Origin of the sequence: Rhodococcus sp. NPDC056506, assembly GCF_042794945.1 — a bacterium.
Lineage (GTDB): Bacteria > Actinomycetota > Actinomycetes > Mycobacteriales > Mycobacteriaceae > Rhodococcus_F.
Map to the genome: position 1 here is coordinate 135,632 of NZ_JBHTSW010000006.1, position 25,855 is coordinate 161,486.

Annotated in this window: 24 protein-coding genes and 1 tRNA gene; 16 read left to right on the plus strand and 9 right to left on the minus strand. The window is 62.7% G+C overall.

Going from position 1 to position 25,855, the window contains the following annotated elements; translation table 11 throughout:
- Positions 1–23: 23 nt before the first annotated feature.
- From ACFQ6H_RS08385 to ACFQ6H_RS08420, 8 genes are all read left to right on the plus strand, one after another.
- Positions 24–941, plus strand: a complete 918-nt coding sequence (locus tag ACFQ6H_RS08385) for a carbohydrate kinase (RefSeq protein ID WP_378645351.1) — start codon at positions 24–26, stop codon at positions 939–941.
- Between the two features lie 95 nt (positions 942–1,036).
- Positions 1,037–3,253 (plus strand): MMPL family transporter, encoded by a 2,217-nt coding sequence (locus ACFQ6H_RS08390; RefSeq protein ID WP_378645354.1) that lies wholly within the window; start codon positions 1,037–1,039, stop codon positions 3,251–3,253.
- 18 nt (positions 3,254–3,271) lie between these two features.
- Entirely contained in the window at positions 3,272–4,477 is a 1,206-nt protein-coding gene (locus ACFQ6H_RS08395; RefSeq protein WP_378645355.1) for a sensor histidine kinase, read from the plus strand.
- Positions 4,474–5,148, plus strand: a complete 675-nt coding sequence (locus ACFQ6H_RS08400; protein WP_378645356.1) for a response regulator — start codon at positions 4,474–4,476, stop codon at positions 5,146–5,148. The genes ACFQ6H_RS08395 and ACFQ6H_RS08400 overlap by 4 nt, the downstream gene beginning before the upstream one ends.
- Before the next feature lie 66 nt (positions 5,149–5,214).
- Positions 5,215–6,513, plus strand: a complete 1,299-nt coding sequence (locus ACFQ6H_RS08405) for a DUF222 domain-containing protein (RefSeq protein ID WP_378645359.1) — start codon at positions 5,215–5,217, stop codon at positions 6,511–6,513.
- A 323-nt stretch (positions 6,514–6,836) separates the two neighbouring features.
- The gene (locus ACFQ6H_RS08410; RefSeq protein WP_378538502.1) at positions 6,837–7,964 is read left to right on the plus strand and encodes an NDMA-dependent alcohol dehydrogenase; all 1,128 of its coding nucleotides are present in this window, start codon (positions 6,837–6,839) and stop codon (positions 7,962–7,964) included.
- A 36-nt stretch (positions 7,965–8,000) separates the two neighbouring features.
- Positions 8,001–8,840, plus strand: a complete 840-nt coding sequence (locus tag ACFQ6H_RS08415) for a serine hydrolase domain-containing protein (RefSeq protein ID WP_378538505.1) — start codon at positions 8,001–8,003, stop codon at positions 8,838–8,840.
- A gap of 128 nt (positions 8,841–8,968) precedes the next feature.
- On the plus strand, positions 8,969–9,478 hold the full coding sequence (locus tag ACFQ6H_RS08420) for a DUF3145 domain-containing protein (protein WP_378645361.1): 510 nt from the start codon (positions 8,969–8,971) through the stop codon (positions 9,476–9,478).
- 140 nt (positions 9,479–9,618) lie between these two features.
- Here ACFQ6H_RS08420 and ACFQ6H_RS08425 read toward each other — a convergent pair whose 3' ends face one another.
- The 6 genes from ACFQ6H_RS08425 to aceE all read right to left on the minus strand — a co-directional run bounded on the left by ACFQ6H_RS08425 (position 9,619) and on the right by aceE (position 18,112).
- Complete coding sequence (locus tag ACFQ6H_RS08425; protein WP_378546925.1) at positions 9,619–11,052, minus strand: acyl-CoA carboxylase subunit beta; 1,434 nt, start codon at positions 11,050–11,052, stop codon at positions 9,619–9,621.
- A 108-nt stretch (positions 11,053–11,160) separates the two neighbouring features.
- On the minus strand, positions 11,161–12,411 hold the full coding sequence (locus tag ACFQ6H_RS08430; RefSeq protein WP_003941591.1) for a KasA/KasB family beta-ketoacyl-ACP synthase: 1,251 nt from the start codon (positions 12,409–12,411) through the stop codon (positions 11,161–11,163).
- Positions 12,412–12,418: 7 nt separating this feature from the next.
- Positions 12,419–12,694 (minus strand): meromycolate extension acyl carrier protein AcpM, encoded by a 276-nt coding sequence (gene acpM / locus ACFQ6H_RS08435; RefSeq protein WP_003941649.1) that lies wholly within the window; start codon positions 12,692–12,694, stop codon positions 12,419–12,421.
- A gap of 84 nt (positions 12,695–12,778) precedes the next feature.
- A complete protein-coding gene (locus ACFQ6H_RS08440) occupies positions 12,779–13,687 on the minus strand; it encodes an ACP S-malonyltransferase (protein ID WP_378447936.1) in 909 nt (302 codons plus the stop codon).
- Between the two features lie 127 nt (positions 13,688–13,814).
- On the minus strand, positions 13,815–15,143 hold the full coding sequence (locus tag ACFQ6H_RS08445) for a CdaR family transcriptional regulator (protein ID WP_003941635.1): 1,329 nt from the start codon (positions 15,141–15,143) through the stop codon (positions 13,815–13,817).
- A 113-nt stretch (positions 15,144–15,256) separates the two neighbouring features.
- Positions 15,257–18,112 carry a pyruvate dehydrogenase (acetyl-transferring), homodimeric type gene (aceE, locus tag ACFQ6H_RS08450; RefSeq protein WP_378645366.1) on the minus strand — a complete coding sequence of 952 codons (2,856 nt, stop codon included), beginning with the start codon at positions 18,110–18,112 and terminating at the stop codon, positions 15,257–15,259.
- A 347-nt stretch (positions 18,113–18,459) separates the two neighbouring features.
- On the opposite strand from aceE, the gene ACFQ6H_RS08455 reads away from it, so the two are divergent.
- The 6 genes from ACFQ6H_RS08455 to ACFQ6H_RS08480 all read left to right on the plus strand — a co-directional run bounded on the left by ACFQ6H_RS08455 (position 18,460) and on the right by ACFQ6H_RS08480 (position 21,516).
- The gene (locus tag ACFQ6H_RS08455; RefSeq protein WP_378546937.1) at positions 18,460–18,906 is read left to right on the plus strand and encodes a hypothetical protein; all 447 of its coding nucleotides are present in this window, start codon (positions 18,460–18,462) and stop codon (positions 18,904–18,906) included.
- Between the two features lie 177 nt (positions 18,907–19,083).
- On the plus strand, positions 19,084–19,509 hold the full coding sequence (locus ACFQ6H_RS08460; protein ID WP_317554952.1) for a DUF3052 domain-containing protein: 426 nt from the start codon (positions 19,084–19,086) through the stop codon (positions 19,507–19,509).
- A 36-nt stretch (positions 19,510–19,545) separates the two neighbouring features.
- On the plus strand, positions 19,546–20,010 hold the full coding sequence (locus ACFQ6H_RS08465) for a peroxiredoxin (protein ID WP_317554954.1): 465 nt from the start codon (positions 19,546–19,548) through the stop codon (positions 20,008–20,010).
- A 32-nt stretch (positions 20,011–20,042) separates the two neighbouring features.
- Positions 20,043–20,114: transfer RNA gene (locus tag ACFQ6H_RS08470), tRNA-Val, on the plus strand.
- A 92-nt stretch (positions 20,115–20,206) separates the two neighbouring features.
- Positions 20,207–20,431 (plus strand): hypothetical protein, encoded by a 225-nt coding sequence (locus ACFQ6H_RS08475; RefSeq protein WP_378546940.1) that lies wholly within the window; start codon positions 20,207–20,209, stop codon positions 20,429–20,431.
- Positions 20,432–20,496: 65 nt separating this feature from the next.
- A complete protein-coding gene (locus tag ACFQ6H_RS08480; RefSeq protein WP_378645368.1) occupies positions 20,497–21,516 on the plus strand; it encodes a cobalamin biosynthesis protein in 1,020 nt (339 codons plus the stop codon).
- On the opposite strand, the gene ACFQ6H_RS08485 is transcribed toward ACFQ6H_RS08480, so the two are convergent.
- From ACFQ6H_RS08485 to ACFQ6H_RS08495, 3 genes are read right to left on the minus strand one after another with little or no spacing between them, the layout of a single operon-like run.
- Positions 21,457–22,395, minus strand: coding sequence for an SURF1 family protein (locus ACFQ6H_RS08485; RefSeq protein ID WP_378447941.1), 939 nt, complete (start codon positions 22,393–22,395; stop codon positions 21,457–21,459). The genes ACFQ6H_RS08480 and ACFQ6H_RS08485 overlap by 60 nt on opposite strands.
- 48 nt (positions 22,396–22,443) lie before the next feature.
- On the minus strand, positions 22,444–22,917 hold the full coding sequence (locus tag ACFQ6H_RS08490) for a low molecular weight protein-tyrosine-phosphatase (protein ID WP_378447942.1): 474 nt from the start codon (positions 22,915–22,917) through the stop codon (positions 22,444–22,446).
- Positions 22,904–23,599, minus strand: a complete 696-nt coding sequence (locus ACFQ6H_RS08495) for an HAD hydrolase-like protein (RefSeq protein ID WP_378645375.1) — start codon at positions 23,597–23,599, stop codon at positions 22,904–22,906. The genes ACFQ6H_RS08490 and ACFQ6H_RS08495 overlap by 14 nt, the downstream gene beginning before the upstream one ends.
- 56 nt (positions 23,600–23,655) lie before the next feature.
- Here ACFQ6H_RS08495 and cobC point away from each other — a divergent pair, with 56 nt between their 5' ends.
- Both cobC and ACFQ6H_RS08505 read left to right on the plus strand, forming a co-directional pair.
- Positions 23,656–24,690, plus strand: a complete 1,035-nt coding sequence (gene cobC / locus ACFQ6H_RS08500; protein WP_378645377.1) for an Rv2231c family pyridoxal phosphate-dependent protein CobC — start codon at positions 23,656–23,658, stop codon at positions 24,688–24,690.
- Complete coding sequence (locus ACFQ6H_RS08505; RefSeq protein WP_378645380.1) at positions 24,687–25,820, plus strand: Nif3-like dinuclear metal center hexameric protein; 1,134 nt, start codon at positions 24,687–24,689, stop codon at positions 25,818–25,820. The genes cobC and ACFQ6H_RS08505 overlap by 4 nt, the downstream gene beginning before the upstream one ends.
- Positions 25,821–25,855 lie beyond the last annotated feature (35 nt).

Here is a 25,855-nt window from a genome sequence, read left to right on the forward strand (position 1 = left end):
GGCAAGAAGGTTAGGGTCTACCGATGAGTGATACACGCGAACGATCCGTCGTGGTGTGTGGTGAGGGACTGGTCGATCTGGTGCCGGTGGGGGATAGCTTCTCGCCCAAATTGGGCGGGGGGCCGTTCAACGTTGCGATCGCACTAGGTCGACTCGGCTCTGACGTGGGATTCGTCTCTCGCTTGTCCACCGACGCGTTCGGAGATCGGATGATCGACTCGCTGGCCGCGTCGAACGTCGACACAACCGGAGTCGAACGCGGACCCGAGCCGACAACTTTGGCCGTCGTGAATCTTGCTGCGGACGGGGGAGCGCGGTACTCCTTCTATCTCGAGGGAACGGCGGATCGACAGTTTGCGCTGCCGAAACTTCCCTCTGCTCGGGCGTTCTCGTTCGGAACGTTGTCGCTGGTGCTCGAGCCCGGCGCCTCTGCCTACGAAGCGATGCTGCACGAAGCTCATGCCCGCGGTCGACTTACCATGGTGGACCCCAACATTCGCCCGGCGGTGATCGCCGACCCAGACGCCTATCGACGACGGTTTCGGTCGTGGTTACCGTCCATCGACATTCTCAAGGTGAGCGACGACGACGCCCAGTGGTTGGGTTCGGTCGACGGCACCGAGTGGCTGGACGAAGGCGTCGGCGCTGTGCTGCTCACCCGTGGTGGTGATGGGTTGCGGTTGATCACCAGCGAACTCGATGTTTCGGTGTCGGCGCCCGCGGTTGACGTCGCGGACACGATCGGTGCGGGCGATACGATACACGGAGCCCTGTTGGCTTACCTTGATCGACACGACGCACTCGACGCCGCAGTTCTGCGTGGGTTTTCCGAGTCCGATTGGACGGCTGCGTTGATCTTCGCTGCGCGCGCGGCAGCCGTCACGGTGTCGCGACCGGGGGCGGATCCGCCGTGGTCGAGGGAGTTGGGCCTGATCGGCTAGCCCTGAGGACCACCGCCCTACTGCGAGCGCAGTACGCGTAAGTGTCTACCTGTGCACGATGTGCGACGGGGTCGTGTATCGGCACAGTGATACGCATGTCGATATTTCTGTACAAACTCTCGAGACTTGCGTTTCGGCGTCGCTGGGCGATGGTGGGCTTCTGGCTCGTCCTGCTGGTGGCGGGCGGAGTGGGCGCAGCAACGCTGTCCGGTCCGACGGTCAACACGTTGTCGATACCGGGCACCGAATCGCAAGCGGCGCAAGATCTTCTGGCTGAAAGATTCCCGCAATCGTCCACCGACGGAGCCAGTGCTCGCATCGTCTTCGAATCTCCTGCGGGCACGACGCTCACCGATCCGGCGATTCGACAATCCGTCAGTGACTTGGTCTCTGCGCTCGGGAAGGATCCCGAGGTTGCAGCGGTATCGGATCCGTATGCCTCCGGGGGAGTGTCGTCGACTGGGACGATCGGATACATGCAGGTCTCCTATACCGCCGACTCGATGGACTTGCCGGACAGCTCGAAAAAACTGCTCGAGTCCGCAGTCCACGACGCTGCGGGTTCGGGACTGGCGGTCGATGTCGCCGGCAACGTGCTGATGGAAAGCAGTGCCGAATCGATGGGCGAAGTGATCGGCGTCGCGATCGCCGCAGTGGTCCTGACGGTCACTTTTGGTTCGTTGGTGGCCGCAGGGCTTCCGTTGATCAGTGCACTCATCGGCATCGGCATCGCGATCTGCACGATCACCATCGCAACGGGCTTCATCGAATTGGGTTCGAGCACAACCGTCCTGGCAATGATGCTGGGTCTGGCCGTGGCGATCGACTACTCGCTGTTCATCGTCTCGCGCTACCGCTCAGAACTACGTGACGGACATGATCCCGAAATCGCAGCGGGCCGCGCAGCCGGGACAGCGGGATCGGCCGTAGTGTTCGCGGGGTTGACCGTGCTCATCGCACTGGCAGGATTGTTCGTCGTGAACATCCCGTTCCTGACGAGCATGGGTCTGGCTGCGGCGTTCGCAGTTGCTGTTGCCGTGGTGATTTCACTGACTCTGCTGCCCGCCACGCTTGGATTTGCAGGATCGCGCGTTCTGAGCCGATCCGATCGTCGCCTGCTTGCGTCCGGTGGTCAGTTGACGCATCGCAAAACGAAGGAAGGCGCAGGCTCGCGATGGGCCAAGTTCGTGATCCGGCGTCGAGTTCCGGTTTTGCTCGCGTCAGTCCTCGGGCTGGGATTGCTGGCGATCCCCACCTTCGGCATCAACCTGAGCTTGGCGAGCCCACTGGTGCCTGACACCACTGCCGCCCGAGCCACCGACCGACTTTCCGAGGGATTCGGTGCCGGGTTCAGCGGTCCGCTGATGGTGGTCGTAGACGTTGCCGACGCCGCAGATCCGGCATCGGCATTGAGTGGGGCCCAAGAGAAACTCGGTGCTCTGCCCGACGTGGCGGCAGTGACGCCGCCCGCGCTCAATCAGGCCGGTGACACAGCAGTCATCACAGTGGTTCCGTCGAGTGGCCCGGAAACCGAGGCAACCAAGGCGCTCGTTGCCGATATTCGTGCGGTCGCCGGATCGCTGACCGACGAGACCGGGGCCACGATGTCGGTCACCGGCCAGACAGCCTTGACGATCGACGTCTCGGACCGCCTGGCCGATGCCCTGGTTCCTTACCTCGCATTGGTCGTCGGCCTCGCCTTCATCCTCTTGATGTTGGTATTCCGCTCGATACTGGTACCGCTCAAGGCAACTCTCGGATTTCTGCTCTCCATCGGCGCGACGTTCGGTGTGCTGGTCGCGATCTTCCAGTGGGGTTGGTTCGCCGGGATTCTCGGAATCGAAGGTCAAACCGGATCAGTTGTCGCGATGTTGCCCATCTTCATGATTGGCATCGTCTTCGGGTTGGCGATGGACTATCAGGTGTTCCTGGTGACCAGAATGCGTGAAGCGTACGTCCACGGCGACGGACCGGACGAAGCAGTCGTGAAGGGCTTCGACCAGGGTGCCCGAGTGGTCACGGCCGCGGCGCTCATCATGATCGCCGTTTTCGCGGGCTTCATCTTCGGTGGCGACGCCTTCATCATGCAGATCGGACTCGGACTTTCGTTCGCGGTTCTGTTCGACGCCTTCGTGATTCGCATGACAGTCGTTCCGGCCGTCATGTCCCTGTTGGGCTCGAAGGCATGGTGGTTCCCAGCTTGGCTGGACCGGTTGGTCCCGAACGTCGATGTCGAGGGGGAGCAGTTGACTGCGCTGCTCGCAGATTCGAAGGATTCCACTGAGCCCGCGAACGACAAGTTGTCGGTGTGATCCGGATACGGTAGATCGATGACCTCGACTTCGACGTGGGGTCGATGGTGTGCGGAACACCCGCGCACCATCGACCTGGCACTGACCATCCTCGTGCTCCTTGCCACGTGGACGGCGCACCGCATCGCGCTCGACGGCAATGACACCCGCGAGGTCACGGTTGTGGGAGTTGTCGTGACAGCTATCGCAGCAGCAACCATCGTGTTCCGAAGGCGCTATCCTTTCTCGGCACTCGCGGTGGCAGTGCTTCTCGGCGTTTTGATGATTGCGCTCTCGGCGCCGCCGAATGCCGGCACAGGTTCGGCGGCGATGGTGTGCCTCTATTACGTTGCCAGCACGAGTGACCGCCGGAAGACCTTTTTCGCAGCGACAATCACAGTCGGATCGCTGATGCTTGTCACGATTTTCCTGGGAGTGGGAAACAACCTCCTCCAGGAAGCGCTGGGGTTGTTGTCTTGGTTGCTGATGGCGAGTTTCGCCGGCGCTGAGGTCCGTTCTCGCCGTGCATATCTGGAGTCCGTCGAAGAGCGTGCGGTGCAAGCGGAAAGAATGCGCGAGGACGAGGCTCGACACCGGGTCGTCGAAGAAAGGATGCGGATAGCGCGAGACCTGCACGACGTCGTCGCGCACCACATTGCATTGGTCAATCTGCAAGTTGGGGTCGCGTCGCACCTGATCGGGAAAGACCCGGAGAAAGCGACGACTGCACTACGCGGAGTGGAAGAAACATCCAAGGCCGCACTGGACGAGATTCGGGCCACCGTTGGTGTCCTCCGTGATGCGCAGGACGGCGATCGCTCGATGAAGCCCGCTCCGGGGCTTTCGGATCTACCGGCACTGGTGGATCAATTCGTCAGTGCAGGAATGGAAGTCGAGGTGCGCGCTGTGGGTTCTGTGCGCCCACTCGGACCCGCAGTAGATCTCACGGCGTACCGAATTATCCAGGAGGCACTCGTGAATGCGAGCAAGCATGCGCTGCCAGGAGCCGTTACCGTGTCGTTGTCGTACGAAGCCGAGGTGCTGGTGTTGACAGTCGAAAACTCCGGAACAGCAGTGCCTTCGACTTCGCCACCCGGGTACGGACTGCTGGGAATGAAGGAGAGGGCTCAGGCAATGGGAGGCGAGGTGTCAGCAGGATTCCGCGCGGACGGGGGATTTCGTGTGGACGCGCAACTTCCGCTTGTGTCAGTGTCGAGCGGTTCTCGGCGTGAGGAATCGCTGTGACTGTTCGGGTGGTAGTGGCGGACGATCAGGCGCTCTTTCGGCAAACGCTTGCACTGCTCATCGGTTCGGAAGACGACATGGAGGTGGTCGCCGAGGCGGCGAACGGAGAGCAGGCATTCCAGGCAGCGCTCGAACACCGACCTGACGTTGTACTCATGGATATTCGAATGCCGGGCACCAGCGGTGTCGAAGCAACCGCCATGATCGCCGATCATCCGGATTTGTCCGACGTACACGTGTTGATCCTGACGACATTCGAGGTGGATGAGCATGTGGCACAGGCGATCCGGGCGGGTGCCAGCGGCTTTATCGGCAAAGGGATCCGGGCTGAAGATCTGCTGGATGCTGTTCGGACGGTCGCAAGTGGCAACTCGTTGTTGTCGCCGATGGCGACCAGTGCGTTGATTACTCGATTCCTTTCCATCCCTTCGCGGGCAGACTCGGCTTCTGGGATCTTCGGTCAATTGACGCCGCGTGAACTCGAGGTGGTAACTCTCGTTGCTATGGGGATGTCCAACGACGAGATCGCCGCGGAGTTGGTGATCAGCGCTGTCACGGCAAAAACGCACGTGAACCGGGCGATGACAAAACTTGATGTCCGTGACCGCGCACAGTTGGTGGTTCTGGCCTATCAATGCGGTCTGGTGGTTCCGGGACGCTCGGTGGATTGATTCGATAAACCCTCTTGACTCGAACGTGTGTTCGACTATTGTAGAGGGTGGGGATCGGGGGATTCTATGAGTGTCTTGTTGTCGGACGTGGTGTCTGGTTCTGCGGTGGGGTTACGCGGACGCCTGTGGCGGTTATCTGCTGCTGAGTTGCGCGCCGCTGCTGTCGAGGCGAGTGCGGAGATTCTTCGGCTGGAAGCGGTGCGGGTAGCGGTAGTGGACGAACTGTCGTTGCGCCTCGATGATCAGGTGATTGCCAGCCGCGGCGTCGGTGCGTGGTTGGCGGCAAACACGATGCTGCAGGTTCGTGACGGGAAGAAGATCGCCGCGTTGGGTGCAGCGTTGCGGCCGTTTCCCGCGGTAGCAGCGAGATTCGATTGTGGGGATTGCTCGTTCGATCACGCAGTGTTGATCGTGGCGTTCTGCGAATCCCCGCCGAAGGGGATGCCGGACGAGGCGCTACCTCGCTGTATCGACCTGCTGCTTGCGGCAGCCTCGGGGGTGGAGGCGACGACGACGAAGGTGCGGCACGTTATCGCGACCTTGGAGCGGGTGTTCGAGTCCGATGAGATTCCACCTGCCGAAGATGTGGATCGGAACGAGCTCCGTATCGCCTCGACGTTGAACGGTCGGGTGGTGGTTCGTGGGGATTTCGACGCTCTCACCGGTGAAATGCTGTTATCGGCGTTGTCGAATCTGACGATGCCGACCCCGGCGCCGGACGGAACCCCCGATGCTCGGTCGGCGGCGAAGCGGACGGCGGACGGGTTCACCGAGCTGATCCGCCGGTATCTGGACTGCGCCAAGACCGGTACCGATGGCGGCCAACGTCCGCATGTGAATGTGCACATCAACGCGCGTGACCTTGCCGAGCATCGGGACTGCGCCGCAACACCAACTGATGGTGAAGAGTCCCCGTCTGATCTCGATGTCGGGCACATGCCGTGGCTCGGGCCGCTGTCGGTGTCTCAGACCAGACTTCTCGGGTGCGACTGCTTCCTCTCGACCGTCCTACTCGACGCTCACGGCGCGCCGTTGGACGCGAAACCCGGAAAACGATTGGTCAACGCCGAACAACGCGTCGCCCTGATCGCCCGAGACAAGGGCTGCGCCTTCCCCGGCTGCACATGCGTACCGGCGTGGACGGATGCGCACCACATCCGACACTGGGCGAACGGCGGACCGACGGTGATGAACAACCTTGTCCTACTCTGCCGTTCACACCACCGACTGATGCACCGAAAATCCTGGTTCGTCGGAAAATGGGAAATCCGAATCGGCGTCGACAACAAACCCTGGTTCATCCCGCCGCCCTCGATCGACCCCGGGCAGCACCCCAGGCCGGCGAACACCACCTTCAAAACCTGAGAACAGCTTCTCAGGCACAACAGCCCACGCCAAGCTCCGCATCCGACTTGACTGCCGGAGGCGGAGTCCAAGGTGCGTGCTCTCGTGATGACCGTGGTTTCGGCGCGACCGCGGTTTCGGCGAGACTGTGATTTCGGTGAGGCAGGAAGACGTGTCCCACTCAGTGGGTCATTTTTTCGTCGTTGCCACGCCGGTTGTGCCAGGTCATTTGGACGGCTGACCTGCACCGCAAAATCTTTCGTTAGAACACGTTCCAATTTCGTAGATTTGTGGCTATGGTCACAGAGATAGATGCGGGTGTGCGAATGAAAGGGTGAAGTGACGTGAAGACCAAGGGTGCAATCCTGTGGGGCCTCAACGAGAAGTGGTCCGTCGAGGAGATCGAGATCGGCGAGCCGGTAGCCGGCGAAGTTCAGATTCGCATGGAAGCGGCCGGAATGTGCCACTCCGATCACCACATCGTCACCGGCGCGACCCCGATGCCGTCGTTCCCCGTCATGGGTGGGCACGAGGGTTCGGGCGTCATCACCAAGCTCGGCCCAGAGGTCAAGGGGTTGGAGGTCGGCGACCACGTCGTTCTGTCCTTCATTCCGGCTTGTGGAACCTGTCCGGCGTGTTCGGCCGGCCATCAGAATCTGTGTGACCTCGGGATGGGCTTGCTCAGCGGCCAGGCCATCAGCGACGGCACCTACCGAATCCAGGCTCGCGGCGAAAACGTGATCCCGATGTGCCTGCTAGGGACGTTCTCGCCCTACATGGTCGTGAACCAGTCGTCGGTTGTGAAGATCGACAAGGACATTCCGTTCGAGGTTGCAGCACTCGTCGGTTGCGGCGTTCCCACCGGTTGGGGATCGGCAACACACATCGCTGATGTGAAGCCGGGTGAAGACGTTGTGATCATGGGCGTTGGCGGCGTCGGTATCAGTGCCCTGCAGGGTGCTGTTGCGTCGGGTGCCCGCTACATCTTCGCCATCGATCCTGTGCCGTGGAAGCGTGAGCAGGCTCTGAAGTTCGGCGCAACACATGCGTTCGAAAGCGCCGCCGCTGCCATTCAGCCGATCATCGACGCCACGTATGGACGCATGGCGCAGAAGACGATCATCACCGTCGGCGAAATGAAGGGTGAGTACGTCGAAGAGGCGATGATTCTGACGGCCAAGGCTGGTCGTTGTGTTGTCACCGCAATGGGGCATCTGACGGACATGGACGTAAAGCTGAACCTGTTCCTGATGTCGATGCTTCAGAAGGATCTTCAGGGCAACATCTTCGGCGGTGGCAACGCTCGCCAGGACGTGCCGAACCTCCTCGCGATGTACAAGGCAGGCAGGCTGAACCTCGACGACATGGTCACTCGGACCTACACCCTCGAAGGTGTGAACGACGGCTACCAGGACATGTTGGATGGCAAGAACATCCGCGGCGTCATCCGGTACACCGAAGCTGACTGGTGATCGGAAGCGCAACGCTTGTGCCAGTAGTCTGATCGGGTGCCCAGTACTCACAGTCTTGACGTAATTCAGCAGTGGCCGGTCGACAATGCGGCAGCGGTCGTCCTCTCCGGGAAGAACTCGGGTGAGGGCGACCGCGTTCGTGGTTTCAGCGGCGATCAGTCGCACGTTTTCCCGCTGGCTTCGGTCACAAAACTGTTGTGCGCCTACGCGATTCTCGTCGCGGTGGAGGAAGGGGCGGTCGAGCTGGACGGGCCGGCCGGACCTGAAGGGTCGACCGTTCGACATCTCCTCGCGCACGCGTCGGGGTTGGCATTCGCCGAACGTGTCGTTCAGGCGCCGGTGGCGTCGAAGCGGATCTATTCGAGTGCGGGATTCGAGGTTCTTGCCGAGTTGGTTTCCCGGGAGACCGAGATCGAATTTGCCGACTATCTGGCCGAGGCCGTGTTCGCGCCCTTGGGGATGACCAGTGCGGCTCTCGTCGGTCCGGCCGGCCACGGTGCGCAGGCATCGGCAGACGACTTGGCCAAGTTCGCGGCTGAACTGCTCTCACCGGCCCTTGTTTCGACGCAGACGTTCGCCGAGGCGACGACCGTCCAGTTCCCGGGGCTCAACGGAATTCTTCCGGGTTACGGCTCTCAGCGCCCCAACGACTGGGGACTCGGATTCGAAATTCGCGGCGACAAGCGTCCGCATTGGACTGGTCTCGAGAACTCGCCGGCAACCTTCGGTCATTTCGGTCAATCGGGGACTTTCCTGTGGGTCGATCCCGCGATCGATACTGCGTGCGTCGTACTTACCGATCGCGACTTCGGTGACTGGGCCAAACCTTTGTGGACTGAATTGTCCGACGGCGTGATCGGCGAAGTTTCTCGATAGAGCACAAATTTCTCTCCTTCCACTGGCGCAACACGGGTAACACAAGGCACACTGTTCAATCGAGCGTGCTGCACGAACTCGACAGAGGTCGTTGGGGAAGACGTCCCTCGTCGAAGCAGGAGGCTCGAGTGCGCGAAATGAATCAATTCGCGGACGTGACGACTGGTGTGGTTTACATCCACTCGTCGCCCGCGGCGCTGTGCCCGCACGTGGATTGGGCTCTGTCCGCCACGTTGGACAGCCCTGCCAAACTCAGATGGACCTCCCAGCCCGCCTACGACGGCCTTCTCCGTGCAACGACGGATTGGACAGGTCCCGTCGGAACCTGTGCCCGCCTGGTCGATTCGCTACGCGCTTGGCCGATGTTGCGGTTCGAGGTCACCGAGGACCCGAGTCACGGCGTCGACGGCGAACGGTACAGCCATGTACCTGGTCTCGGTTTGTGGCGCGGATCCACCAGTGCGAACGGTGATGTCGTCGTCGGGGAGATGAAGCTGCGGTCCATCATGAATTCCGGTGGAGACATCGCCGCGGAAATCGGTCGGGCAATAGGCGCACCGTGGGACGCGGAACTCGAACCCTTCCGGAGTTCAGGTGAAGGTGCCGAAGTGACATGGTTGCGAAGGCGCGTCAGCTGACCGAGGTCCATCCTGAACCCTGAGTGCTCTCGCGGCTTGAACGACTAAGACTTGAATGACAAAGACTTGAATGACAAAGACTTGAATGACAAAGGTGGGCCCCGCCGTGTCGGCGAGGCCCACCTTGCTGTCCAGGGTTGTCAGAGCGGAATGTTCTTGTGCCGCGCGCGGACAGACGGCGCAGACGCGAGCGCAGCAGTGACGATGCTGCGAGTCTTCGCCGGGTCGATTTCCTCGTCGACGACGCCGATTTCGACCGCGCGGTCGACGCCGCCCGCGATTGCCTCGTGCTCGGCAGCGAGACGGTCGTGCAATGCTTCACGCTCGTCGTCCGGTGCAGCTGCGAGGGCCCGCTTGTGCAGGATGCCGACAGCAGCCTTCGCGCCCATCACGGCAACTTCGGAGTTGGGCCAAGCGAATACGGCCGTTGCTCCGAGGGCTCTCGAGTTCATCGCGATGTATGCGCCGCCGTAGATCTTTCGAGTGACGACGGTGACGCGGGGGACCGTTGCCTCGGCGAAGGCGTGAAGTAACTTCGCTCCGCGTCGGACAACGCCTTCCCACTCCATCGAGACGCCCGGCAGATACCCGGGAACATCGACGACGACCACGAGCGGCACGCCGAATGCGTTGCACAGTCGCACGAACCGAGCGGCCTTCTCTGCACTTTCGGAGTTCAGGCACCCGCCGAGTCGGAGTGGGTTGTTCGCGATGACGCCAACGGTACGTCCGGCCATTCGACCGAATCCGGTGACGATGCTCCGCGCGTAATTGCCTTGCAGTTCTTCGAAACTCGACTCGCCTTCGACGTTGTCGAGCATTTCGTGAACGATCGGACGAACGTCGTACGCGCGTTTTGCGGACGCGGGCATCATGGCGCGCAGATCGCTGTCGCCGAGTTCGGCCGCACGCTGATCGAATTCGCCCTGCTCGCACATCATCGAAACCAGGCGGCGTGCACGGTGCAATGCGTCGGCCTCGTCGTGTGCGGCGATGTGCGCGACACCGGACTTCTTCGTGTGTGTCTCCGGACCGCCGAGTGAAACCATGTCGACCTGTTCGCCGGTGACACTGCGAACTACGTCTGGGCCGGTGACGAACACTCGGCCTTCCGGGGCCATGATCACGACATCGGTGAGGGCTGGACCGTACGCGGCTCCGCCGGCCGCGAAGCCGAGCACGACGGAAATTTGAGGTATGAGACCCGACGCGCGGACCATGGCCTCGAAGACCAGTCCGACTGCGTGGAGTGCTTCGACGCCTTCAGCCAGACGCGCGCCACCGGAGTGCCAGAGGCCCACGATGGGGGACTCTTCCTCGATGGCGGTATCGATGGCTTTGACGAGGTGTTTGCAGCCGTCGACGCCCATTGCGCCGCCCATGACGGTGGCGTCGGAGCAGTATGCGATGGTGCGGACGCCGTCGATGTTTCCGGACGCAGCAAGCACACCGGACTTGTCACGGGCGTGGAGTGGAACTGTGGTGCCGGGGTCGAACAGATTTTCCAGGCGCGCAAGAGGATCGCGCGGGTCTGTCGATGATTCGGACTTTGTCACGGGGGCCAGGATGGTCATCGCGTCCTCCTTCAGTACGAGCCTTGGGTGGAACGAAAGGTCGGTGTTGTCCGCGGGTGACGTTGTGTTGCAACGACACCCGCGGACAGGTGCAAACCGCGGTTCGGGCTAGGCCCGACCGAAGGCGAGCGCGACATTGTGCCCACCGAAACCGAACGAGTTGTTCAGTGCGAAATCGAAAGAGCCGGTTCGGGGTTCACCCTTGACGACATCGAGATCGATCTCTGGATCCTGGCTGTCAACATTGAGCGTGGGCGGGATGATCCCGTCACGCACTGCCAGAACCGTCAGGACTGATTCGAGGGCGCCGACAGCGCCGATCGAGTGTCCCAGCGCGGATTTCGGGCCGTACACCGCAGCGTGATTGCCGACCGCTGCGTTGATTGCCTTTGCCTCTGCGATGTCACCGATCGGCGTCGCAGTGGCGTGGGCGTTGATGTGCTTGATGTCGGACTTCGTCAGTCCGGCCATCTCGATTGCTCGGGTCATGGCTCGCGCCGCGCCCAGGCCTTCCGGATGCGGTGCCACGATGTGGTACCCGTCCGAAGTGATTCCGGAACCAAGCAGGCGGGCGTGAATCGTTGCCCCGCGTGCCTTTGCGTGCTCCTCGGTTTCGAGGATCATCAGGGCGCCGGCTTCGCCGAAGACAAATCCGTCGCGATCCTTGTCGAAAGGACGTGAAGCTGCGGCCGGATTGTCGTTGTTGGTGCTCATCGCACGCATCATGGCGAAGCTCGCGATCGGAACCGCGTCGATGAAGCTCTCGACTCCACCAGCTACAACCATGTCCGCGTCACCCATGACGAGCATGCGGTGAGCGTGAGCAATTGCCTCGGAACCTGACGAACATGCCGAAACCGGGGTGATGACGCCACCGCGTGCTCCGAGTTCGAGCCCGACCGTTGCGGCCGGTCCGTTGGGCATGACCATCTGCACCGAGAACGGGGACACCTTGCGGTATCCGCCGCCGCGGAGCTTGTCGACGGCGTCGATGAGCGTGTCGCCGCCGCCGAGTCCGGTGCCGATGACAACGGCCAGGCGGTCCTGATCGACTTCAGGGCTGCCGGCGTTGCTCCAGACCGTGCGACTCAACGTGAGGGCAAGGCGTTCCACCCAGCTCATCCGTCGAATTTCGACGCGGGACAAGCCCTCGTCCGGTGAAACCTTCAGGTGCCCGCCGATGCGAATGGGAAGGTCGAACTCGTCGATGAACGGGTCATCGAGGATTCCGATGCCGCTTTCGCCGGCGAGTAGCGCCTTCCACGTGCCATCCACATCACCAGCCACCGACGTCGACGTCGCGAGGCTCGTGACGACGATGTCGGGGAATTTCCCTTTGCGGGTAGAAGCGGAAGTCACGGTCGGCTCACTCTGCGTTCTTGGCTTCGGCGCCTTCGGCTTCGAGCTTCTGGATGTACGCGACGATGTCGCCGACGGTGCGCAGGCCTGCGAGATCCTCGTCGGGGACCTTCACGCCGTACTTGTCTTCGGTCTGAACAGCGATCTCGACCATGGACAGGGAGTCGATATCGAGGTCGTCCACGAAGGACTTGTCAACGGTGACCTCGGAAGGCTCGATACCGGTGACCTCCTCCACGATCTGGCCGAGTTCCGCGATGATTTCTTCCTGAGTGTGGGCCACTGGTGTGGCTCCCTTCTTGATCGATTGAGGTGGGGTGAAACGTCCGGCCGCCGTTGGGGCTGATCAGCCGGTAGGGCGTCCGAGCTAGGTCAGCTCGGACAGTGCGGAGATATCCTCCGGGTTCTTGAGGGCCACCGTCGGTGTGCCACGCATTTCACGCTTGGCAATTCCGACGAGGGTTCCGGCCGGCGGGAGTTCCACGATCGCGGTGACTTCTGCGGTCCGCAACGAAGCGGAGCAAAGATCCCAGCGAACGGGGCGGGTAACCTGCGCGGCAAGTTTGGTGAGGGCGTCGGCGCCCGACGAAACCGGTGCGCCGTCCGAGTTGGAAAGCAGCGTGCGCGTCGGATCGGACGGGGTGATCTTGGCGGCAGCAGCTGCGACGGCGTCCTGTGCAGGTGCCATGAAGCGGGTGTGGAACGCGCCGGCGACAGGCAGTGCTCGGACTCGTGCCTTTTCGGGCGCATTCGCCGCGAGTTCTTCGAGTGCGGTGAGCAGGCCGGCGGCCACGATCTGGCCGGCCGCATTGCGGTTGGCCGCTTCGAGTCCGAGTTCTTCGAGTCGTGCGAGTACTTCGGCTTCGTCTCCACCGAGAACTGCCGACATGCCGGTCGGCTCGAGTGCGCAGGCCTTGGCCATCTCGGCGCCGCGAATTGCAGCAAGTGCAACCGCGTCGTCAGCGGAGATCACTCCGGCGACCGCAGCGGCGGCAAGTTCACCTACCGAATGGCCGGCAGCGATGACGTCGGCGCCGAGCAGCCCGCGTGATTCGATTTCCTCGTATGCCAGCAGAGCGGCGGCGACGACGAGGGGCTGTGTTACCGAGGTGTCGGTGATTTCTTCGGCAGTTGCGGTCGTGCCGAGGCGGACCAAGTCCAGGCCGGCTGCTTTCGACCACACTTCGAGGCGGTCTTGCGCTCCGGGCAATGCCAGCCAGGGGCTGAGCATGCCGGGTGTCTGAGAGCCCTGTCCCGGGGCGAGCAACGAAATCACTTATTAAGAGAACACCGCCGCGAGTGACCTGCGAGATGTCGGTCGCGATGAACTCTGGCGAAGTGTTTTGTAGGGTTCCCACAAAATCCCACGTCGCGCTCGGCCATCGAAATTGGACGCTCGGGGGTTACAGGTTTGTTTGTCCGGATGTTAAAGATGTGACTGAAGTAACCGAATTGTTCGATTTGAGATCGATTTGTGTCAATCGGCCCACGGTAGCGGCGATCCGTAGTACGTATGCGTCCCGAGGATTCGTAGGATCCCGGCCGGTAACTTCCGCGATTCGCTTCAAGCGGTACCGAACGGTATTTGGATGAACAAACAGAAGACGTGCACAAGTCTCAACCGCACCTCCACAGTCGAGATAACTGTCTAAAGTATCGGTCAAGACTGTGCCGGATTCAGCTAAAGGTGCGACCAGGAAATCGCGAAGAGCCTTTACGGCAGCGGCGTCTCCCAGTAGTGCCCGTTCCGGGAGCAGTTCAGTCGCGAAAACCGGACGAGGTGCGCCGCGCCACCCGGCAACGGCCTTGATTCCCGCGAGAGCTTCGGACGCACTGAAGTGCGCTGCGCTCAACGAGGGCGTCGTCGGACCGATTACCACCGGCTCATCGGCGAAACTCATGAGCAGGTCTTGAAGGAACTGGCTGCCTTCCGTCTTACTGCTCAGCTCGCCGCTGACGATCATCACCAGCCGCGGACCCTGCACTACGGCAAGAACAGCGCGCCCGTGCGCGGCGGCAGTCGCGTGGACGGTGCCGGCAACCGAGACCCGCTCGTCCGGCGGGGGAGACCCGACGATGACGGTGGCCGGGGCAGTGGCGTCCCAGTTCAAAGTGGCGGCGCGGGAAAGCATGTCCGAACCGGTGTCGCCCTGCACGACGGCGTCGACGACGAGCGCTTCCAGCCGCGTGTCCAGGGCGCCACGAGATTCGGCAGCGCTTGCGTAGACCGTTGCCGCCGCGAAGCCGAGTTCACGTCCGTAGCGCAGGACGGCCTCTGTCAGCGCGATCAGCTGCTGATCGTTGCGGGCGAGAGCCGGTAGCCATTTCTCGAAGAACTCCATCGCCACCCGGACCATGTCGACGGTCTGGCGCAACGTGAGCTGTCGAGCAAGGTCCTGAGGGATGACCGGAAAGGACTCGTATCCGAAGCTGATCTCCGAGTCGAGTTGCCGCAGCCATTCGAGGAAGTTCACCACCGACGTCTGCACCAAGAGTTGAACGTCGGCGCGTTGCGAAGCGTCGAGACTGTCGAAGAAGGGAAGTTGCTCCTCCATGACGGTGACGGCCTCGGTGGAGAGCCGACCGGAGAACTGTTTGACGCGGCGGAGCAGGGCCTCGGGGAGTGGATCGCGAACCTGACGACGGCGGGCGAGAACAGCCTGCAACCCGGACGACTGCGGTCGGGTGCGGCGCACACCCTCTTCGGGTTTCTCGGGATCAGGTTCGGGCATGAGAAAAACCTACGCCCATCGCCGCAGCGGATGTCGAGATGACACCCGCGGCGATGGGCGTAGGTCTGTTTTCGAGCGCTAGGACCGTTGCGCCAGGACCGTTGCGCCAGGACTTACGCGCTACCGGTGTCCCCGGTCTGCTCCGGCGCAGCATTCACGTCGTCGATACGGTAACGGCTCGCTGCTTCGACGGCCTTGGACCGCTCGATCGATCCTTCCTTCGCCAAACCGATCAGCACGGCAACGACGATGGACTCGGCATCGACGTTGAAGTAGCGACGTGCCGCAGTTCGAGTGTCGGAGAAACCGAACCCGTCCGTGCCGAGCGTCGTGTAGTCGCCGGGAACCCACTGACGGATCTGATCCGACACCGCACGCATCCAGTCCGAAGCCGCGACGACGGGACCCTGAGCCGAGGACAGCGCCGTGGTGACGAAGGGAACCGGCGCATCCTCGGACGGATTGAGCAGCGCCTGACGTTCGCACTCGACGCCTTCGCGGCGCAGCTCACCCCAGGACGTGACCGACCAGACGTCGGCCGAGACGCCCCACTCGTCGGCGAGCAACTTCTGCGCGCGCAGCCCCTCGGGCATCGCGACACCGGATACCAGGATCTGTGCCTTCGGGCCGGCGGCTTCGGAAGTCTTGTAGAGGTAGATGCCCTTGAGCAAGCCCTCGACGTCGAGACCTTCGGGCTCGGCCGGCTGAACGTACGGCTCGTTGTAGATGGTCAGGTAGTAGAAGATGTTCTCGCCACCGAAGCCGTCGACACCCTGGGTGCCGCCGTACATGCGGCGCAAGCCGTCCTTGACGATGTGCGCCAACTCGTACGAGAACGCGGCGTCGTAGGTGACAGCGGCGGGGTTGGTGGATGCCAGGAGCAGGGAGTGTCCGTCGGCGTGCTGGAGACCTTCACCGGTCAGGGTGGTACGACCGGCGGTCGCGCCGAGAACGAATCCGCGAGCCATCTGGTCGGCGGCCGCCCACAGACCGTCACCGGTGCGCTGGAAACCGAACATCGAGTAGATGATGTACAGCGGAATCATCGGTTCACCGTGGGTGGCGTACGACGTGCCGACTGCGGTGAACGAAGCCGTCGAACCGGCCTCGTTGATGCCCTCGTGCAGGATCTGGCCGATCGGGCTCTCCTTGTAGGCGAGCATGAGTTCGGCGTCGACGGACGTGTAGAGCTGACCGTTGCGGTTGTAGATCTTGAGCGACGGGAACCACGAGTCCATACCGAACGTGCGAGCCTCGTCCGGGATGATCGGAACGATGCGCTTGCCGATTTCCTTGTCGCGCAACAGTTCCTTGAGGATGCGCACGATCGCCATGGTGGTGGCGACTTCCTGCTTGCCCGAACCCTTGCGGATGACGTCGTACGTCTTGTCCTCGGGGAGCTTGAGCGGCGCCGCGTCGGTGTTGCGCGAAGGCAGGAACCCGCCCAGTGCTTTACGACGGTCGAGCATGTACTTGATCTCGGGTGCGTCGGCGCCGGGGTGGTAGTACGGCGGCAGGTACGGATCCTTCTCGAGCTCGGCATCCGAGATCGGGATGTGCTGCATGTCGCGGAACGCCTTGAGATCGTCCAGCGTCAGCTTCTTCATCTGGTGCGTGGCGTTGCGGCCCTCGAAGTGCTTACCCAGGGTGTAGCCCTTGATGGTGTGCGCGAGGATGACCGTCGGCTGGCCCTTGTGAGCCATGGCGGCTGCGTATGCGGCGTGGACCTTCCGGTAGTCGTGGCCACCGCGCTTGAGGTTCCAGATCTCCTGGTCGGTGAGGTCCTTGACCAGTTCCTTGGTGCGGGGGTCGCGGCCGAAGAAGTGATCGCGCACGAACGCGCCGTCGTTGGCCTTGTACGTCTGGTAGTCGCCGTCCGGCGTCACGTTCATCAGGTTGACGAGTGCGCCGTCGCGGTCGGCGTGCAGCAGCGCATCCCACTCGCGACCCCAGACGACCTTGATGACGTTCCAGCCGGCACCACGGAAGAACGATTCCAGTTCCTGGATGATCTTTCCGTTACCGCGGACCGGGCCGTCGAGGCGTTGGAGGTTGCAGTTCACGACGAACGTCAGGTTGTCGAGGCCTTCGGTTGCCGCGACGTGAGCCAAGCCGCGTGATTCCGGCTCGTCCATCTCGCCGTCGCCGAGGAATGCCCACACATGCTGATCGGTGGTGTCCTTGATGCCTCGGTCGTTGAGGTAGTGGTTGAACCGGGCCTGGTAGATGGCGTTCATCGGGCCGAGACCCATCGAGACCGTCGGGAACTCCCAGAAGTCGGGAAGCAGTCGCGGGTGCGGGTAGGAGGGCAGTGCGCCGCCGAAGTCTGCGTGCGACTTCTCCTGGCGGAATCCGTCCAGCTGTTCCGCAGGGATGCGGCCCTCGAGGAAGGCGCGTGCGTAGATGCCGGGGGAGGCGTGACCCTGGATGAAGATGTGGTCGCCGCCGCCCGGGTGGTCCTTGCCGCGGAAGAAGTGGTTGAAACCGACCTCGTACAACGCTGCCGACGATGCGTAGGTCGAGATGTGTCCGCCCACGCCGACGCCCGGTCGCTGAGCACGGTGGACCATGATCGCGGCGTTCCAACGGATCCAGGCGCGATAGCGGCGCTCGACCTCTTCGTCGCCGGGGAACCACGGCTCGTTTTCGGTCGGGATCGTGTTGACGTAGTCGGTCGAGGTGAGCGCGGGGAGTGCGACGTGCTTCTCACCGGCGCGCTCGAGCATGCGGAGCATGAGGTAGCGGGCACGCGTGGGTCCGGATCGATCCAGAAGTCCGTCGAATGATTCGAGCCATTCGGTGGTCTCGTCCGGATCGATGTCCGGCAGGTACGACGCAACACCCTCGCGAATGACGCGAACGCGACCGTCGGTTCCCCCCGGCGTATTCGACGCGGGCGGACCCGACTCGCCGGCGGCGCCGGAATCGGCGTTCTGCCCGGACGCGGGACCCTGGATCAGGTCAGACAACGTGTGCTCCTCATTGGTTTGGGGACGCGTGGTGGGGCGTCCTTACATAGGTGATCGAGGCCTTGTTAGGTCCGACGCACTTCCATCGTGAATATGGCGCGTACCTCATCTTTCACCATCCCGGTCGGTCCGGCACACCTCGCCTCTGGTTACTCTCGGGTAGCGTTTTTCGGCGTGACGCAGGGGCGTGATGGTTCCCCGTAGTCACAGGCTTGGGGGATGGATCGGAAGGTATGAAGGGGTGGGGAAAAATAAACAAAGAAATCAATTGCGGCAGGGTCGGGGCGTGGGTTTCGATCGGATCGATCGCAGTGGGGTTGTCGGTGATCGTGGGGTGCTCCGCCGCGGTGACCGGATCTGCAGTTCCGAACGAATCGCAAGCCGCTGCGTATCAATCCGAGGTGAGCATTTCGGTAGCCGCGGCGTCTTCGTCGAAAGCGGCAGCAGATGCTGCCGAAGCAGCCTTCACGATCTGTGAGGAAGCGGTCTCTCGATCGAAAAACGACGTGGTCGCGTTCAACGCCTACGTCGACGCCGGAAATCAAGGCGCGTCGGACTTGAGGGCCGAAGCGAGCACCGCTGCTTCGTCTGCACGGGAAACGGCCTCGTGGTTCGACTCGGTCTCGAGTGAACTTCCAGCGGAGCTTTCCGGACTGTTCGACGAATTGGCCGCGAACCTACGTTCGTCTGCTTCGGTGATCGAGAGTGATCATTCGGCGGATGAAATCAATTCGATCAGCGATGCGAGCAATTCGATTCGCAAGTCGATCTTCGACGAATGTGGATCCCTGTGACCTGCGGTAATCCGCAGGCGTATGGTTCGGCGTGTGTCAGAAGACGATCTTTGACGAAAGTTTTCGGCGTGGTCGGCTTGCGCTAACGCCTCAGACCATGTTCGCTTTCCCTAATTGATCGTCAAACGGTAGGTGTGCGGGGTCGCCACACACCATCAACAAAAGGAGGACCCCACCGTGGTCGCCGCGGCGGATGCCCAGAACTACGCTCAGAAACTCGGGATTACCACTGACATGGTGGTGCAGGAACTGGGCTGGGATGAGGATACCGACGACGGCATTCGTGCCGCGGTTGAGGAAACCATCGGCGGGGAAATGCTCGACGAGGATTCCGACGAGGTCATCGACGTCGTGCTGCTGTGGTGGCGCGACGAGGACGGTGACCTGGTGGATGCTCTGATGGATGCCATCGGGCCGCTCGCCGACGAAGGCTTCGTGTGGGTCCTCACCCCGAAGACCGGTTTCGACGGTCACGTCGAGCCCAGCGAGATCGCCGAATCGGCGCCGACTGCCGGCCTGACCCAGACATCGGCAGCCAACCTCGGTGACTGGTCGGGAAGTCGATTGGTTCAGCCGAAGGCCCGTCCGGCCAACAAGCGCTGACCCGGTCCTTTTCCGTACTTTCCCAAGGAATCGCACATGCCCCTCGATGTTGGTGCCCAGGCACCGGATTTCACTTTGAAGGACCAGAACAACCAGGAAGTTTCGCTCGCAGATTTCCGTGGCAAGAAGAATGTTCTGTTGGTCTTCTATCCGTTGGCCTTCACCGGAACTTGTCAGGGTGAACTCTGCAAGGTCCGTGACGAGCTTCCGAAGTTCGAGAACGACGACACTGCCATTCTCGCGATTTCTGTTGGTGCTTCGCCGACCCACAAGATCTGGTCGGCAGAACAGGGATACACCTTTCCCTTGCTGTCGGACTTCTGGCCGCACGGTGAAGTCGCTCAGAAGTACGGCGTGTTCAACGACAAGTTGGGCTTCGCGAATCGCGGCACTTTTGTCATCGACAAAGACGGAATCATTCGCTTTGCCGAGATGAACGGCCCCGGAGAAGCCCGTGACCACGGACTTTGGGCAAACGCGCTTGCCGCGCTAGAGTCTTAGAGCACTCCCGGTGAGGGTCTCACCGGGAGTTCGGGCGTGTAGCTCAGTGGTAGAGCTCTGGTTTTACACACCAGCGGTCGGGGGTTCGAAACCCTCCGCGCCCACCGAAGAATTCAAACCCCGATCTGCATGTCGATGCAGATCGGGGTTTTTCATTTCCGACAACGAATTGTCTTCAATACGCCATTCTGGACGCATGTCCAGTTCTGTGATCGAAGTAGCCGTCGACCCGAGGCGTGTGCATCCCACCCGTCCGCACATACACATCGCCGAGATGCCCATTCTGAGTGTTGCGTTGTTCCCGGGGCAGACGATCCGGGTTCGTTCCCAGAGCGACGCACTGGCGACCGGGATTGCCCGTGTCTGGGAAATCAATCGCATGCACCGCTTGATCTATCTCACGATCGACTGGGACGGGTAGAGATCAGCTAGCGCAGACACGTGACGGTTGGCCAGAGAACGAGCGACGCTGCTACAACTACGCTCGTGCAAATTTCGGTTCGTTCGTCCCAATCTCGGTTCAGTGCGCGAGCCGCCGGCCTTCTCCTCGGCTTCGCTGCGGATCGGGTGTTCGCCGATCCGGGGCGGTTCCATCCGGTTGCCGGCTTCGGTACCGCAGCGATCGCGCTGCAGAAGATTTCCTACCGAGACTCAAGGATGGCCGGAACGCTTCATGTCGCCGTGCTCGTGGCAGGGACCGCGGGGCTCGGCCTCGCAGCCGAAACAGCGTCGCGCCGGGCAGGTTGGGTTGCCGTGACGAGTACGACGGCGTTAGCCACCTGGGCCGTGCTCGGCGGGACGTCGCTCGCACGCACCGGCAACGACATGGCCGCGAGGTTGGAGGCCTCACGCGTCGATGGCGACCTGACGGCAGCGCGTGAGCTTCTCCCTTCACTGTGTGGACGTGATCCCTCGGTGCTTGGCGAAGAGGGCCTCACACGAGCTGCACTGGAGTCGGTCGCCGAGAACACCTCCGATGCGAGCGTCGGCGCATTGTTCTGGGGCGCAATTGCGGGCGTGCCAGGTCTGTTCGTCTACCGCGCCGCCAACACACTCGACGCGATGATCGGTTACCGCTCCGAGAAGTACCTTAGATTCGGGTGGGCCGCGGCGAGGTTCGACGACTTGGTCAACATCGTCCCCGCTCGGCTCACGGGAGCGCTGACGGCCGCGTGTGCACCGGTGGTGGGCGGCTCGGTGCGGGAATCACTGACAGCGTGGAAACGCGACGCAGCGGCTCATCCAAGCCCCAATGCGGGCGTCGCGGAAGCGTCGGCGGCAGGGGCATTGGGCATTTCGCTGGGAGGTCGGACCGAGTACGCGCACGGCGTGGAGATGCGGCCTGTCCTTGGCGGTGGGCCTGCGCCTGCGCCGAACGATCTGCGCCGCGCGTCGAGGCTTTCGTCGGCGGTGCAGATCAGTGCAGCAGTGGTGGCAGCGGGTATTTCAGCGGGTATTGCCGTATCGATCGGCAAGTTTGGCTTCCTGCGCCGTCAGCGGCACTGACTCCGGTTCCGGCTTCTTACGGCGGGTGAAGGTACGAGCCGGTTCAGCGGGGGGTGCGGCAGGCGCGGACGCCGTTGCCTCTGGGGTCTTCTCGGTAGCGGCGTCGTCGGTCGCAAAGCCCTCGACAGCTGCTTGAGCTGCCTTCTCCTTGCGACGTTCGCGCCACTCCGCGCGAATGAAGTAGGCCAGTCCGAGCGGCGCCATGATGCCGAAAGCCAACCATTGGAACCCGTACGAGAGGTAGGGACCCGCGTCGAGTTGGGGGAGCGGAATCGTGCCGAGACCGCCGGGCTGGTCGGGTTCGAGCTGGATGTACGCGTCGATCAGGTCCGTTCCGATGAACTCGCCGATAGGTTGTGCGTCGATGGAGTAGACCTGCTTCGCGCCGTCCTCGAACATCGGAACTCTGCCGGGCGCAGTACCTTCCGAGAGGCGCACGCGGCCGTTGAGCGTCACCGGATCGGTCGGCGGCGCAGCGATGGGAGGTGCCTCGGCGCCGTTGATCGGCCGAACGTATCCGCGATTGACGAGGATCGTGCGACCGTCGTCCAGGCGGAAAGGCGTCAGGATCTCGTACGACGGCGCGCCCTCGATGGACTGCAGGCGGACGAGAATGTCGGCGTCCGGCAGATAGGAACCTGCCGCGGTGATGTTTCGCCATTCGTCGTCCGGTGCGATCGTCGAATCGGAGATGACATCACCGATCGGCACGGTTTCCGCGTTGATCGAGTTCGAGATCAGATCATTGCGATGCTCGGTCTTGGTGTTCTTGCCGAGCTGCCACGGAGCGAGCACGGTGAAGCACAGGTAGGCGAAGAGCCCGACCACAGCTGCCAGTACCAACCAACCGGGCCGCAACAGGAATTTCAGTCTTCGCACACGTCCACGGTATCCGTTGCCCGAACGGGAGTGAATTTTGCTCCGGGTTCAGGCCCGCTCACGGATCCAGTCGAGTATGTCGGGAATGGCCGCTTCGATCTGGTCTCGAACCAGTTCGAAGTCCTCCTGATCCCCGTAGTACGGGTCTGGAACAGATTCGCCGTCGGCCTCGGGGTCGAACGATCGCAGTAGCCGCCGCCGCTCCGTGGGCACGCCGAGATGAGCAAGCTCACGTTCGTGGCCGGTATCGAGGGCGACGACCAGATCGGCCGCCAGATGATCTGCATTGACCTGCGCGGCGCTGTGGCCCGTCGGATATCCGGCCGCGCGGAGCACGACGTTGGTCCGCTCGTCGGCCTCGCTACCGGTGTGAAACCCCTCGGTACCGGCGCTGCTCACACGCACCCGGTCGGCGAGGCCTTCACGGCCCAGATGCGCGAGCAAGATCTTCTCGGCCATCGGTGACCGGCAGATATTGCCTGTGCACACAAACGTCACATGGAGCGGTTCAGGCGCGGCCATCGAGTAGGCCTCCCAATTCGGATGCCGACGATACGGAGCAAAGAGCTTGCCGCGCTTCGTCGGCGGAGCCGTAGCCCCATTCGACGACGACGGTGGGAATGCCGTACTTCGCGGCGCCGAGTACGTCGTGGTCACGATCGCCGATCATGAGCACGTCGGGGGTTCCGCCGTCGGCGGCGAGGACGGGAGTGATCCCGAGTGAGGTCAGCGAGTGCGCGATCACGTCCGGCTTCGCCCGGCGCGTTCCGTCCTCGCTCGCCCCGCCGATGAACTCGAAGTGCTCGGCCAGGCCGAAATGTTCGAGGATGCGAATGGCGAACCGTTCCGACTTCGAGGTGGCGACGGCGAGCCGGGTCCCGTTCGCGCGAGCCTTGCCCAGGACGACGTCCATCCCCTCGTACACCGAGTTCTCCTGCCACCCGGTCGCGTCGTATCGCTCGATGTACGCGGCGATCGCCCGGTCGACGTCGGCCGGGGTCATGCCGAGTGATCTGAAAGTGTCGACCATCGGCGGGCCGATGACCGATGCCAGCATCGCTTCCGTCGGCTCCGGATGGCCGACACTTGCCAACGCATGTCGGAAGCCGCCGTGAATGCCGGGAGCGGAATCGGTGATGGTTCCGTCCAGATCGAACAGAACTACCGGAAAACGGTCGAGGGGTGATGTCGTCACGGCACTCATTGTCCCGGACGGCAGGGGTGATGTCCGCGCACGGTGCTCGACCGTAGGCTGACCGGGTGAGTACCGGAACGGTTGACCTGGAGAGCTTGCGACATCACGGAGATGTCGAAGCCGAGCCCGGGTTGCTCGATTTTGCCGTCAACGTTCAAGGCGCCGGCCCACCGCAGTGGCTGCGGGATCGGTTGGCAGCGCGACTGTCGACGCTCGGTTCCTATCCGTCGGCTGCAGCGGAACTTAAGGCCCGCGAAACCGTCGCGCAGCGGCACGGGCGCCGACCCGAGGAAGTCTTGCTGCTCTCTGGCGGTGCCGAGGGTTTTGCGATGTTGCCGCGCCTGAATTCTCGCTCGGCAGCACTGATCCATCCGTCTTTCACCGAGCCTGAACTGGCGCTGCGAGAGGCCGGTGTACCGGTGACGCAGGTGATTCTGGAGCCGCCTTTCGAGCTTCGGGCTGCGCAGGTACCGGAATCCGCGGACCTTGTCGTTCTGGGTAATCCGACCAATCCGACGTCCGTCCTTCACCCCGAGGCCGATGTGTTGGCACTGCGTCGGCCGGGCCGGATCCTGGTGGTGGACGAAGCCTTCGGCGACGCGGTCCCCGGCGAAACGGAGAGCGTCGCGGGTGTCGAGTCGGCGGATGTACTCGTGCTTCGCAGCCTGACCAAGACGTGGGCGCTCGCCGGATTGCGGTGTGGGTACGCGATCGGCTCTCCGGATCTTCTGGCTCGATTGGCGCACGGCCGAGCGCACTGGCCACTGGGCAGTCTGCAGATCGAAGCCATCACGGCGTGCTGCGAACCGTTCGCGGTCGAGCAGTCGAGGATCAAAGCCGAAGCGATTGCCGCAGACCGCCGAGACATGGCCCGGCGACTGACCAAGATCGGGGTTGCCGTGCACGAACCCGCTGCGGGGCCGTTCGTGCTCATCGACCTCCGCGACGGTGCCGCGATGCGAGAGCACCTGCGTGCCCGCGGTATCGCCGTCCGCCGGTGCGACACCTTTCCCGGGCTCGGGCCGGATCAGTTGCGTGTGGCGGTCCGTCCAGCCGAGCAGGTCTCGGTTCTGATCGAAGCGATGAAGGAGATCTTGTGAGCGGCCCAACTCTTGCGGACGTCATAGCCGTGCTGGAATCCGCCTATCCGCCTGCCCTGGCCGAATTGTGGGATTCGGTCGGCCTGGTCTGCGGCGATCCGGCCGACGCCGTCACGAGAGTGGTTTTCGCGGTGGACCCGACCGAGGCCGTGGTCGACGACGCCATCGCCTCCGGCGCCGACCTTCTCGTTGTTCACCATCCACTGCTGCTGCGTGGGGTGGATACCGTCGGTGCTCACACCCCCAAGGGCGCGTTGGTCCACAAGCTCATCAAGGCCGGGTGTGCGCTGTTCTCGGCGCACACCAATGCGGACTCCGCCGACCCCGGAGTATCCGACGCTCTGGCGCAGGCTCTGGGCCTGACCGTGCTGCGCCCGATCGAACCCAAGCCGACGCAGCCGCTCGACAAGTGGGTCGTCATGGTTCCGGTGGAGAATGCGCCGGTCGTGCAGGACGCACTTTTCGAGGCGGGGGCGGGCCGGATCGGTGACTACAGCCAGTGCAGTTGGACCGTCACCGGTACGGGTCAGTTCCTTCCGGCCGACGGTGCGAATCCGACGATCGGGACCGTCGGCGCTGTGGAGCAGGTTCGCGAGGATCGGGTGGAAGTGATTGCCCCGCGCGGAAAGCGAAGCGCGGTGCTGGACGCACTGCGGACTGCCCACCCGTACGAGGAACCGGCCTTCGACGTTTTCGAACTTGCAGCGTTCCCCAGTTCGCTCGGTCTGGGTCGGGTAGGTGAGCTCGAGCACCCCGAAACCTTGCGGGAGTTCACTGCGCGAGTGGCGCGCTCACTGCCCTCGACCGAGTGGGGTGTTCGCGCCGCTGGAGATCCAGACGCGACCGTTAGCAGGGTGGCGGTCTGCGGCGGTTCCGGCGACTCGTATCTGGACGTGGTGGCGGCACTGGGCGCCGACGTCTACGTCACTGCGGACCTGCGGCATCATCCCGCGGACGAGCATCTTCGCGCCGGTGGCCCGGCACTGGTCGACGTCGCACACTGGGCGAGCGAATACCCCTGGTGTGCGCAGGCAAAATCTGTGGTCGATGCCGCGTTTGCCGACAATCCGGGGTGGGAAAGCCGGGTTTCGACAATTCGCACCGATCCGTGGTGTTTGAGTGCGCATTAGTGCAGGGCTGTGCAAGGTACGGTTGCACGAACAAT